The organism is Ruegeria sp. CDSB086 (genome assembly GCF_059611065.1).
On the sequence record NZ_JBXWOV010000001.1, the window covers coordinates 147,398 to 159,988 of the forward strand.

Below are 12,591 nucleotides of genomic sequence, written 5' to 3' on the forward strand. Positions count from 1 at the left end.
AAAAAAGCGCCGCCCGAAAGAGCGGCGCTTTTTTCGTTTTGGTATTGTTCTTAATCCCAGCAATGAACCAACACGGTCATTCCGGTGGCTCGGCGGCTGAGTTCATTGGGCGAGATTTGCGCCGTCGGCTGACCCGATTGACCGGACACACCCGCCTTGGCCAGAACTTCGTTCAGACTGTTGGCCGTTGCAGCAAGGCTGACGGACGCGGGCAGGGTGCGTCCTTCGGTCGGGGTCGGCAGCAGCATGCCGACAACCTGGCCATTGCCGTTAAATACCGGTCCGCCCGCATCGCCGGGCTGGGCCGCCAATGCCAGACGTTTCACGCCGTTTTCTCCGTTCAGGCCGCGCACATCAGCGATCTGACCAAAGGTGAGTGTCGGTGCGCCCAAGGCGCCTTCATACGAGAAGCCCGACACCGCGATCTCAGATTGAATACGCGGCGCATCGGCGCTGAATTCTGCCACGTTGACCGGAACCAGATTGCGGCTGGGGCGCAGAACCGCCACGCCCAGATCTGCATCTGACAAGGCGACTTGGAACTCCTGATCGTCATCAAGCGTGATGCGTGTGCAGCTGTCCGCTGCCTCAAATACGGTCAGAACCGTGCCGCTTGTATCAGCGAAAAAGCCCGAACGGGACAGGCGCGGTGTGCGTACCTGCAGTCCGGACACCAGATCAATCCGCTGCTCGGCCTTGGCACCCACTGCGGCGTCCAGCACCGTGCCAGTTGCGGTAAAGCCGGTCTTCATTGCGGCTAGCACTCTGGCGCGCCGGGCATCGTCACCCTCGGGCCAAACCAGTGCAAAGCCTTTGATCTGGCCATCGTCCAGCCGTGCTTCGCTATAGGTCACGATCCCATTACCGCGCCCTTCCAGCGTAAAGCTGTCGCCGCGCAGTTGTCGTGGGCCATCGAGCGGAACGATTTCCAGCGATTGCAGCACCTCATAAAGGGCGCGCAGCGTGGCTTTGTCGCCTTTCTGACTGATCAACAGGGCCTTGGCGTCCAGATCGGTTGTGCTTTTGAAGTGAACAAACGGGGCCTCATAACGGTCGAATGCGATGACACCCAGCGGCAGATCCACATCGATACCGGCCTGCGGGTCGGAGTAACGCTCCATCCCGACGCTCAGAAGGGGGGCGTTAAAGTCGTCAATCAACGCCTTGCGCTGCGCAGTCGTCAGAACGCCGGTAGCCTCAAAGCCATTGAACCGTTGCCAGTCGCCCATGGAGCGCCGCGTGCCTTGGCCAAATGCGCCATCGATCGTTGAATTGTAAAAACCCGCGGCCTGCAGGGCGGTTTGCAAATTCATGCGTTCCTGCGTGCTTAGAAGACGTTCGCTTTGCAACGCTTGTGAGCGTGTCTCGTCAGAGGCCTGCGGTGTTACGCCAACAACCGGCTGTTCCGGCTGAGGTTCAACTGGTGGCGTCACGACGCCCCGATCCAGAATGTTCTCTCCGACCGGCCAGAATTGCTGACCCAGTGCACTAGAAAACGCGATATAGCTGTCCGCAGGGATTTGCCCCTCGGCGCGGTAAACGCTTAGAACCTGTTCCGCATCGGTGCGCAAATATGGCCCGATAACAATGGCATACCATCCAGAGTTCAAGCGAAATCCGTTTACGTCCGGCAAGGTACCGGCATAGGCCCGCGCACGTTCCTGCGCTTCGCGCAGCGAGGGCTGCGCTTCGACCTGCACCCAGACACCTGCGTCCTGCTGTGCAAAAACAGCGCGCGCGCCGATGAGAAAAAGAAACAAAATTGCCGTAAATATGCGAGTCATTGTCTGCCCGTGTCTGCAGTGTTTTATCTTTGCCGGACCCTACGCGAAACAACGTACCGAAAGCCATGCCCGGAATACGGGGAATTTCCAGTGTGGCTGCGCAGTGACAGCATAGGCTTTGCCGCCCGTTGACGCCCAACGGCCCCTTGCATAGGAAGGACAAAACCCAACGGAACCGGGCGCAGTGGCGTCCAAAGGGAATGTCATGACCGACCAGTCCAGCGCACCACGTTCTTTTCAAGAGATTATCTTGCGGCTTCAGACCTATTGGGCCTCAAAAGGCTGCGCCATTCTGCAGCCCTATGACATGGAGGTTGGTGCAGGTACGTTCCACCCGGCGACCACCTTGCGCGCGCTTGGGTCGAAAACTTGGGCCGCAGCTTATGTGCAGCCTTCGCGCCGCCCTACGGATGGGCGCTATGGTGAGAACCCCAACCGGTTGCAGCATTATTATCAGTATCAAGTGCTGATCAAACCCAGTCCGCCGGATTTGCAGGACCTGTATCTGGGCTCGCTTGAGGCGATTGGCATCGACATGACCCTGCATGACATCCGGTTTGTCGAGGATGATTGGGAAAGCCCCACCCTTGGCGCATGGGGTCTGGGTTGGGAAGTTTGGTGTGACGGCATGGAAGTCAGCCAGTTCACATACTTCCAACAGGTCGGTGGCCATGATTGTGCGCCGGTCTCGGGCGAGCTGACCTATGGCTTGGAGCGCCTGGCGATGTACGTGCTTGGCATCGACCACGTGATGGACATGCCGTTCAACGATCCGCAGTCACCAAGCCCGCTTTCCTATGGCGACATCTTCAAGCAGACCGAAGAAGAATACGCCCGCTGGAACTTTGACGTGGCCAACACCGAAGTGTTGTTGCGCCACTTCGAAGAAGCCGAGGCTGAGTGCGCCGCCATTCTGGCACAGGAGCATGACGACCCAAAAACTGGCAAGCGCATCATCATGGCGCACCCAGCATATGATCAGTGCATCAAGGCCAGTCACGTGTTCAACCTGCTGGACGCACGGGGCGTGATCTCGGTAACCGAGCGTCAGGCCTATATCGGCCGCGTGCGGGCCTTGGCGAAGCAATGCGCAGACGCATTCCTGCTGACCGAGGCCGCCGGGTTTCAGGCCTAATGCGCCGCTCAGGCCAGTCCGGGCAGCAAGACCTTAAGGCCAGCCGCGATCATGCTGATTGCGATGGCCGACAGGATCATGCCCATGAACCGGCTCATGATAACACGAGCATTGTCAGACAGACGTTTGGCAATGGCTGCGGCGTTCCAGAATGTCACGAACAGCAACAGCAGGACGGCCAGGAAAACGCCAGCGTAAACAATGGCATATACCGGTTTATGGATGTGGCTTGCATACAGGATCAACGTGGTAATTGTGCCCGGCCCGACAAGGATCGGAAAGGCCAGCGGATAAAAGGCAACCGTATCAGGTTCAGGATAGGATTGCCTTTCCCCCTCGGTTCCGTGATGCGACGTGCTGGGCTTTCCGTTCAGCATGTTCAGGCCAATCATCAGAACAACCAGACCACCCGCGACGCGCAGGTCATCGACGCTGATGCCGAACAGGCTGAGCGTTTGACTTCCCACAGCCGCAAACGATGCGCCGAGGATCAGGCAGTAGAGCGCCGTCTTTGTAGCCACTTTGCGTTGCTCAGCCGGGGCAAGGCCGTCGGTGACGCTAAGGAATACTGGCAGGTTCGTGATTGGATTCATGATCGCAAAAAGCGCTCCGAAGAATCCTACGGCAAGGGTGCTGTCCATTTCAAAAGTCTCTTTCCGGCCTGTAATCAATTGGAACCTGTCCTATTTTTACCGATCGTGAAAGAGGCATCGTGAGCAAAAGGAAAAGACGATGACAGGAAAAGTGCTTGCGATCATAGTGCTGATCTCGGCGGCAGTAGCCGGTTTTGGGATGTATTACCTGCAGATCTACGGATTTTATTATGACGTGGAATCCAAGCCCGGGCAGGATGTCATGTTGATGACGGAAGGGGCCGAGGCGCCCACGCCTATATCCTACAGTGCGTTTCAGGCGATTGACGCGGACAGCTCACCCATCCGCTACCGTGCCTGTTTCGAAACGGATCTGACGCTTGCGCAGATTGAGGAAAACTATGTCACGGTCGAGAATGCAGAGCCGCTGACCGCGCCCGGATGGTTCGATTGCTTTGACGCCGTGGCGGTGGCAGATGCCCTGAAATCAGGTGAGGCCAAAGCCTTTCTGGGCGCAAAAAACATCCACTTTGGCGTTGACCGAATTGTTGCCGTTACAAATGGCGGCAAAGGCTATGTCTGGCACGCGCTGAACAATTGCGGCGAAAAGGCCTATGACGGCACCGTGATTGGCGAAGAATGCCCGGACCGACCACAGAATTGAGGATATGATGACCGCCGAGACCCTGCAGATACCTGATTTCCTGACCGCTACGTTGGGCTTTGCGGTGTATCTTTTGGGGGTCGAGATCAATGCGCGCGTCGCCGCACTACGCCAGTTTAACATTCCCGAACCTGTCACGGGTGGCCTGCTGGCCTCACTGGTCGTGCTGATATTGTATCTGGCCTTCGATCTTGAGCTGTCCTTTGACCTTGCCACACGGGATTTTCTATTGGTGGTGTTCTTTGCGGGCATCGGGTTAAACGCGCGAATCTCTGACCTGATATCAGGCGGCAAGCCTCTGTTTTTACTTTTGATCCTGACTTTGGCGACGATAGTCGCGCAAAACGGGATCGGGGCAATTGGGGCGTCTATGTTCGGGTATCCGGCGCAGGCTGGGGTTCTGTTCGGCTCGGCTTCTCTGATCGGCGGGCACGGAACTGCGATTGCCTGGGCCCCCGAGGTTGCCGAGGCCACCGGCCTGGACGGCGCGACTGAGCTAGGCGTTGCCGTCGCAACACTTGGGCTTGTTCTGGCTGCTTTGGTTGGTGGACCGATAGCGCGGCTTCTGGTCGAAGGGCGCAACCTCAGCCCTGCACGCCCCGACGAGGATCACACAGTGGGGCTTCCCACTGACGGCGATGACGTGTCCAGCAAAATCGATCATCTGTCGATCATGCGCGTTCTCCTGTTCCTCAACCTGGCGATCATTGCGGGGTATTCGCTGGGCGAGGCGATCAGCGCTGCCGGTTTGAAGCTGCCGCTGTTCGTGCCTTGTCTCATCATGGGCATCGTCATCGCGAACCTGCGCGCATGGCTTGCACCCAGCCGCCCACCAATTGAACGCACCCCCTCGCTGGCGTTGATTTCGGAATTCTCGCTGGGTGCGTTTTTGGCCATGTCATTAATGAGCCTGCAGCTTTGGACCATCGCGGAACTCGGCCTTGCCATTGTGGTCATCATGTCGGCCCAGACCTTGTTCGCAGTGGCATTTGTGATCTGGGTTCTGTTTCCTGTCATGGGCAGCAATTACCGGGCCGCCGTTCTGGCCGCCGGTTTCGGAGGCTTCGCCCTAGGCGCCACCCCGACCGCTATTGCAAATATGACCGCTGTCACCAAACGATATGGCCCATCGCCTATTGCTTTTATCGTATTGCCCCTTGTATCCGCATTCTTTGTGGATATCGCTAATGCCATCGTCATTCAGACGATCGTCAATTTCTAAGGACCGAATATGCCCGACCTGCTGATCGAATTGTTTTCCGAGGAAATCCCCGCGCGCATGCAGACTCGTGCCGGCGAAGACCTGAAAAAGCGGATCACCGATGGTTTGGTCGAGGCTGGTTTGACCTACGCATCTGCTGCTACGCTGACAACGCCGCGCCGCCTGACGCTGGCGGTCGAAGGGTTGCTTTCGGAAAGCCCCATGATCCGCGAGGAACGCAAGGGTCCGAAAGTCGGCGCGCCGGACAAAGCCATCGAAGGTTTCCTGCGGGGCGCAGGTCTGACCCGCGATCAACTGGAAGAGCGTGAAACACCCAAAGGCGCGGTTTATTTCGCCACCGTCGAAAAACCGGGCCGTCCCGCTGCCGAGATCATCGCCGAGGTACTCGAGGCGACGATCCGCAACTTCCCCTGGCCGAAATCCATGCGATGGGGCAATGGCGGTCTGCGCTGGGTGCGTCCGTTGCACTCGATCCTGTGTATTCTGACCGATGAGGCTGGCGCGCAGGTCGTGCCGATGGAGATCGAAGGCATCAAGTCCGGCGATACCACGGAGGGTCATCGTTTCATGGCGCCGGGTCGGTTCGCCGTGTCGTCCTTTGAGGATTACGCCGCCAAGCTGAAACGCGCATTCGTTGTGCTGTCGCCTGCAGAACGCGCTGAGCATATTTGGAACGACGCCCAGAACCTTGCTTTTGCGGCGGGTCTGGAAGTAGTCGATGACAAGGGCCTGCTGGCCGAGGTCGCGGGTCTGGTCGAATGGCCAGTTGTCCTAATGGGGCGGATCGACGACGAGTTTCTGGAACTGCCTCCCGAGGTTCTGCAGACCTCGATGAAAGAGCATCAGAAGTTCTTTTCCGTGAAGAACCCCAAAACGGGCCGGATTGAGCGGTTCATCACTGTTGCGAACCGTGAAACCACCGACAACGGCGCGACCATTTTGGCAGGGAACCAAAAGGTGCTGTCGGCCCGTTTGGCCGATGCCAAGTTCTTCTGGGAGAATGACCTCCGCGTTGCCAAATCGGACATCGCCCAATGGACCCGCGCGCTGGAGAATGTGACCTTCCACAACAAGCTGGGAACTCAAGTCGAGCGGATCGACCGCATCGCGGCGCTTGCCCGCGAATTGGCCCCGGTGACGGGCGCGGATGCCGATCAGGCCGAGAAAGCCGCTCGTCTGGCCAAGGCCGATTTAAGCTCCGAGATGGTCTATGAATTCCCGGAACTTCAAGGGCTTATGGGTCGTTATTACGTCGAAGCCGCCGGCGAGGACGCCGCCGTGGCCGCCGTGGCGCAGGAACATTACTCGCCGTTGGGGCCGTCGGATGATGTGCCCACCGCGCCGTTGTCAGTAACTGTGGCGTTGGCCGACAAGTTGGACACGCTGACCGGGTTCTGGGCGATTGAGGAAAAGCCCACGGGATCGAAAGACCCGTTTGCCCTACGCCGCGCGGCGTTGGGCGTGACGCGATTGATACTCGAAAACGATTTGCGTCTAAGATTGGATCGGTTCTTTGATAGCCAGTTGGTTCGGGCAGAGGGTGCCATCAATGACGCGTTGCCGAAATCAGATGTCGAGGACCTGCTGGAAGAAATCGCGGATCACGGCGTCTTCGGTGCAGCCTTCAAAGCGGTCAAAGACAATCTCGGCGACAAGCCGACCGCTGAATTTCTGGGGTTGGAGAAGAAAGTCCCGGACGCGTCCGACGATCTCCTCTCCTTCTTCCACGACCGACTCAAAACCTTCCTCCGCGACGAGGGCATTCGCCACGACATCATCGACGCCTGCATCGCGATGGACGGCAATGATGACCTCAACCTGCTGGTCAAGCGCGCCCGCGCGCTGAATGCCGTGATCGCGACCGAGGATGGCGAAAACCTCGTGCAGGGGTTCAAGCGCGCCAACAATATTCTGACCCAGGCCGAGGAAAAGGACGGGGTCGAGTATTCCTATGGCGCTGATATCAAATTTGCGGAGACTGACAGTGAAAAGGCTCTGTTCGGCGCGTTAGAAGCTGCACAGGCCAAGATCGACCCGGCGCTGAAAGCCGAGGATTTCCCAAGTGCGATGTCGGCCATGGCCGACCTGCGCGGCCCGGTGGATGCGTTTTTCGAGGATGTTCAGGTCAATACCGACAATGACATCCTGCGCCGTAACCGCCTGAACCTGCTAAGCCAGATCCGTCAGGTCTGCTCCAGTGTTGCTGATCTGAGCCGCATCGAAGGCTGATCCAGAACGCCCTTGCGCCGTTGGTGCAGGGGCTTATGCTGCGGTGAAATCAAAAGGTGCCGCAGTGCAGAATAATCCGCATACTACGCTTATCACGTCCGAAGCGCCCGTTGCCGCCAACACGCATGGCGGAAGGGCGAAATGTCTGCAACGTCTGGTTCGTCTGGAGCTGCCGGTTCCACGAACGGTCGCGTTGTCATTTGATGCGGTGCATCAGATATCGGACGGGCAGGTGCCGGATTTAGCTGCTGTTCTTGAGCAGTTTGAACAGACCGCGCTGCTGTGTGTCCGGCCTAGTTCCGAAGATCCCGATTGGGGCGGCCCGGGTGCCATCCTGAACATCGGCATGAATGACGCGCGCTATGTCGATCTGTCGGATTCGATGGGGGTCGAGGCCGCGGCTGCGTTGTATCTACGCTTTGTCCAAAGCTACGCGGTTCATGTTGCGCGGCTGGACCCGGATGTGTTTGACGAGATTGACGCCGATGGCCGTGAGGGGCTGCAGGAATCTCTGCGGGCTTACGAAGACGAGACGGACGAAGCCTTTCCACAGGATCGCGGAGAGCAGCTGATTGCCGTGCTGCGTTCGATGGCACGCGCATGGGAGGGCACCTCGGCGCGATTGTTGCGTCAGGCAAAGGGGGCGCCGGCGGACGCGGGTCTGGGTTTGGTGATCCAAGAGATGATCCCCGGCGTTGGGCAGGGCGAGTGCGGATCGGGTGTGCTGCAACTAATTGATCCGACCACTGGATTGCCTCAGATCACCGGTCGGTATCTGAGCCAAAGTCAGGGGCGGGATGCGCTGGGGGAAGGCGTCGCGGCGCTGTACCTGGAAAAGGATCCGCGCGGAAAGTCCCTGGAGGAGGTCGCGCCCAAGGCATTTGCGGACCTCAAAACGCATGCGGCGCTGATGCGGGTCAAGCTGCGCGAGGAAATGCAGGTCGAGTTCGTGATTGAAAACGGCCACGTTCACATTTTGGATGGTGTCCGGGTTCAACGCAGCGCACGCGCGGCGATGCGGATCGCTGTGCGCCTGGCCGAAGACGGGATCATTCCTCCGCAAGAGGCTGTAATGCGGGTTGATCCACATTCCCTGAACGAGCTGTTGCACCGGCAGGTTCACCCTGATGCGGAACGCGACACCCTGACCACCGGAATTGCCGCCAGTCCGGGTGCTGCGACCGGCAAAATCGTTTTCACCTCGGCCGAGGCTCAGGCAAGCGCCGCGCGGGGAGAGCCGTGCATTTTGGTGCGCCGTGAAACCTCCCCGGAAGATGTGCGCGGTATGCATGCCGCCGTGGCGGTCCTGACGGAAAAGGGCGGCATGACCAGCCACGCGGCCGTGATTGGCCGGGGTTTGGGCCTGCCGTGCATCGTCGGCGCGTCCGAGATGCGGTTTCAGACAAAGAAAAAACAGCTGATGGCTCCCGACGGGCGGGTTTTCAAAACAGGCGACACATTGACCATCGACGGCAGCTCGGGTCAGGTGTTGGCGGGGAGGCCGACGATGCTCGAGGCCGCGCTGGATGATTGTTTTCAGACCCTGATGGGGTGGGCGGACGCAGAACGGGACATTGCAATTCGCGCCAACGCGGACACACCCGCAGACGCACAAACAGCGCGGAACTTCATGGCGCAAGGGATCGGGTTGTGTCGGACCGAGCACATGTTCTTTGACCCCGGTCGTCTGATCGTAATGCGCGAAATGATCTTTGCGCAGACCTCATCCGGTCGCGAAGCGGTGTTGGAACGCTTGTTGCCGATGCAGCGCGATGACTTCGCGCAGCTTTTCCGGATCATGGAGGGACAGCCTGTCTGTATCCGTCTGTTCGATCCACCGTTGCACGAGTTTCTTCCAACCACGCGCACCGGCCAACGCGAACTTGCCGAAGCGCTGGACCTGCCAGTCTCAGATGTCGAACGCAGGGTCGACGCCATGACCGAATATAACCCGATGCTGGGCCTGCGCGGCGTACGTCTGGGTGTGACGGTTCCCGAAATCTACGACATGCAGGCGCGTGCGATTTTCGAGGCGACGCTTGAAGCCAGCAAAGACGGCGCACCGGTGGTGCCCGAGGTGATGATCCCGCTGGTATCCGCCAAGCGCGAGGTCGAACTGGTCAAGGCGCGCATCGATTCTGTGGCAGCAGCCGTCGCCGGTGAACGCGGGCAGGAATTTGAGTATCGGCTAGGCGTGATGGTCGAAACCCCTCGTGCCTGTTTACGGGCAGCCGAGATCGCGCCGCAAACCGCGTTTTTAAGTTTCGGAACCAACGACCTGACGCAGATGACCTATGGCCTGTCCCGCGATGACGCTGGTCGGTTCATGTCGGCCTACGTCCGGCAGGGTGTCTTTGTCGAAGATCCGTTTCATGTGTTGGATGCGGACGGAGTTGGCGAATTGCTTAAGCTGGGGGCTGAACGCGGCAGGCAAGCACAGCCAGAAGTGACATTGTCAGTCTGCGGTGAACATGGCGGAAACCCCGAATCAATCGCCATTTGCCGGGAATTGGGCTTTGACTATGTGTCCTGTTCGCCCTTCCGGGTGCCCGTCGCTCGGCTGGCTGCCGCTCAACTGGCGATTTCGTCCAGACTTGGGGGTTGACAGAAGGGCGGCACTCTAGAATTAGTAGGTAACAGAAAGCGCCGTCGTCAAATATTGTTGACGAAACGGCGATTTTCCACTTGCTTTTCCGTCAGAACTGGACGTCGCCGTTTGAATTCGGTAAGAGCCTCATCGCGCCCGCCGGGGGAGGGTCTGGCGCTGAATGTGCCTGTGCGAGGTTATCTGATGCTACGATACATATTGGCTGTTGCCACATTGGCAGCAACCGTGCTGCCGAGTGTTTCCATCGCCGAGAGGGAAGCCACCGAATCTGCCAAACGCGAACTTGTGACCCGAAGCGAATTGCCCGGGCAAAAGTTCCGCGATTATTTGGGCCTGTTCAAGCCGCGTAAATCGCCTGTGCTTGAAAAAGTATCCTATTCAAAGAATTGGCTAGACCAATTGCCAACCGCCACTGGGGACGAGAACTTCAAATGTCTGGCCGAGGCGCTGTACTTTGAAGCGCGCGGCGAAAGCGTTCGCGGTCAGTTCGCCGTGGCCGAGGTGATCCTGAATCGGGTCAAAAGTAGCCGCTTTCCAAGTTCGCTGTGCGGGGTGATCAAGCAGGGAACCGGTAAGAAGTACCAATGCCAGTTCACCTACACCTGCGATGGTCAGAAAGAAGTTATCCGCGAGAAAAGAGCCTATGAGCGTGTGTCCAAGGTTGCCCGCGCGGCAATCGACGGCGTTGGCGTCGGGCTGACCGAAGGGGCGACCCACTACCACACCAAAGCGGTGCGCCCGTCATGGTCACGTGTCTACAAAGAAACGGCCCGGATCGGCGTTCACATTTTCTACCGCCACAACTATCGGACCGCGAGCAACTGATTGACGCACCCGCGCTGGAACCTTGATTGCGCGGGGCGTTTTCTGCCTTATGTAGCGGGCCAGGAGGTCCGCCATGATGTTATCCCGCAGACGGTTTCTGCAAACTTCGACCGCGCTTGCTCTGCTGCCAAAGGTAGCACATGCGGTCAGCTCTGATCTGGTCGCGCAAGAAGCGGTGCAACAGATTGCGCCTGACGGATATCCAGCTACGCCGGTTTGGACCTATGGCGGCCGCGTTCCCGGAGTCGACATCCGATTGCCTCAGGGCGGGCGCGTCAGTCGCAAGCTGATAAACAACCTGTCTCAACCGACGGCAGTGCATTGGCACGGAATTCGGATCGACAACGCAATGGATGGCGTGCCCGGGTTGACGCAGGACGCGGTCGAGATGGGCCAATCCTTCGACTATGACTTTGTTGCACCCGATGCGGGAACCTATTGGTATCACTCGCATAACCGGTCTACCGAACAGGTTGCCCGAGGTCTCTATGGACCCCTGATCGTTGAAGAATCTAACCCGCCGGATGTTGATCAGGATCTGACGCTGATGCTGGATGATTGGCGGCTGGACCCTGAAACCGCGCATATCGTGGACGATTTTGACAATGGACACGACCTTAGCCATGCAGGGCGGCTGGGTAATCTGGTGTCCGTCAACGGCAGCTTTGATCCGGCTTACCCTGTTGGATCGGGGGAACGATTGCGATTGCGTCTGATCAATGCATCGAACGCTCGGATATTTGATTTGGCGTTGGACGGGCTGGCGGGTTGGATCGTGGCACTGGATGGCATGCCGCTGGCAGTTCCATTGCCTGTAGAGGACAGCTTTCCACTTGCGCCCGCACAACGGGCGGACCTTGTCGTGGATGTGACGTCCGCGTCCGGGGATGTCGCGGGTCTTGCCAGTATCGAGCGGGATGGCGGCTATGGCTTGGTACGCTTTCAAGTTTCCGAAGCGTCCACATCGCAAAGGCAGGGTATTGAACCATTGCCTGCGAACAATATGCCTGAATTTCAGTATGATCAGGCACCGCTGCATCGTATGTCCCTGCAGGGCGGTGCGATGCGATGGCTGGAAGGGGCCAAGCTTGGCGATCAGGACCTGACAGGCCGTGAGCTGGCTCAACTGGGCCGGTTCTGGGCGTTGAACGGATACGCGGAACGACCCAAGGATCCGTTTCTGGATGCGCGTCTGGATCAGTTGCACCGGATCGAGTTTGTGAACGAAACTGTCTTTCCACATGCGATGCATCTGCATGGTCACCACTTCCGGCTCGTCCTGCCGGATGGCAGTTTGGGGCCCTGGCGCGACACCGTGCTGGTGGACCGGGGCCAGACCCGTCAGATCGCGTTGGTCGCGGACAATCCGGGAGACTGGCTGCTGCATTGCCATATGCTGGGACACGCTGCTTCGGGTATGATGAGCTGGTTCCGCGTAACCTGACGCCGCATTCGATGGCTGGAAAGACGCATGTTGCGGTGTTATACGCCCGCGCATCGTTTATTTTGGGCAAACACGTCCACAAAGCCC

At 58.6% G+C, this 12,591-nt stretch carries 9 protein-coding genes; 7 read left to right on the top strand and 2 right to left on the bottom strand.

The window, feature by feature from the left end; translation table 11 throughout:
- Positions 1-50: 50 nt before the first annotated feature.
- The gene (locus AC2FIO_RS00735; protein ID WP_496695043.1) at positions 51-1,784 is read right to left on the bottom strand and encodes a serine protease; all 1,734 of its coding nucleotides are present in this window, start codon (positions 1,782-1,784) and stop codon (positions 51-53) included.
- Between the two features lie 205 nt (positions 1,785-1,989).
- Here AC2FIO_RS00735 and AC2FIO_RS00740 point away from each other — a divergent pair, with 205 nt between their 5' ends.
- The gene (locus tag AC2FIO_RS00740; protein ID WP_108858925.1) at positions 1,990-2,919 is read left to right on the top strand and encodes a glycine--tRNA ligase subunit alpha; all 930 of its coding nucleotides are present in this window, start codon (positions 1,990-1,992) and stop codon (positions 2,917-2,919) included.
- An 8-nt stretch (positions 2,920-2,927) separates the two neighbouring features.
- Here the strand turns inward: AC2FIO_RS00740 and AC2FIO_RS00745 are convergent, their stop codons facing one another.
- The gene (locus AC2FIO_RS00745; RefSeq protein WP_496695045.1) at positions 2,928-3,560 is read right to left on the bottom strand and encodes a MarC family protein; all 633 of its coding nucleotides are present in this window, start codon (positions 3,558-3,560) and stop codon (positions 2,928-2,930) included.
- Positions 3,561-3,651: 91 nt separating this feature from the next.
- Between AC2FIO_RS00745 and AC2FIO_RS00750 the strand changes: the two genes are divergently transcribed.
- The 6 genes from AC2FIO_RS00750 to AC2FIO_RS00775 all read left to right on the top strand — a co-directional run bounded on the left by AC2FIO_RS00750 (position 3,652) and on the right by AC2FIO_RS00775 (position 12,504).
- Positions 3,652-4,176 carry a DUF6446 family protein gene (locus AC2FIO_RS00750; RefSeq protein WP_496695047.1) on the top strand — a complete coding sequence of 175 codons (525 nt, stop codon included), beginning with the start codon at positions 3,652-3,654 and terminating at the stop codon, positions 4,174-4,176.
- A gap of 7 nt (positions 4,177-4,183) precedes the next feature.
- Positions 4,184-5,398 (top strand): sodium/glutamate symporter, encoded by a 1,215-nt coding sequence (gltS, locus tag AC2FIO_RS00755; RefSeq protein WP_282168559.1) that lies wholly within the window; start codon positions 4,184-4,186, stop codon positions 5,396-5,398.
- A gap of 9 nt (positions 5,399-5,407) precedes the next feature.
- Positions 5,408-7,627, top strand: a complete 2,220-nt coding sequence (glyS, locus tag AC2FIO_RS00760) for a glycine--tRNA ligase subunit beta (protein WP_496695049.1) — start codon at positions 5,408-5,410, stop codon at positions 7,625-7,627.
- 43 nt (positions 7,628-7,670) lie between these two features.
- Positions 7,671-10,232, top strand: coding sequence for a putative PEP-binding protein (locus tag AC2FIO_RS00765; protein ID WP_496695050.1), 2,562 nt, complete (start codon positions 7,671-7,673; stop codon positions 10,230-10,232).
- Positions 10,233-10,418: 186 nt separating this feature from the next.
- A complete protein-coding gene (locus AC2FIO_RS00770; protein WP_145975887.1) occupies positions 10,419-11,060 on the top strand; it encodes a cell wall hydrolase in 642 nt (213 codons plus the stop codon).
- A gap of 73 nt (positions 11,061-11,133) precedes the next feature.
- Positions 11,134-12,504 carry a multicopper oxidase family protein gene (locus tag AC2FIO_RS00775; RefSeq protein WP_496695052.1) on the top strand — a complete coding sequence of 457 codons (1,371 nt, stop codon included), beginning with the start codon at positions 11,134-11,136 and terminating at the stop codon, positions 12,502-12,504.
- The last annotated feature ends 87 nt before the right edge of the window (positions 12,505-12,591 follow it).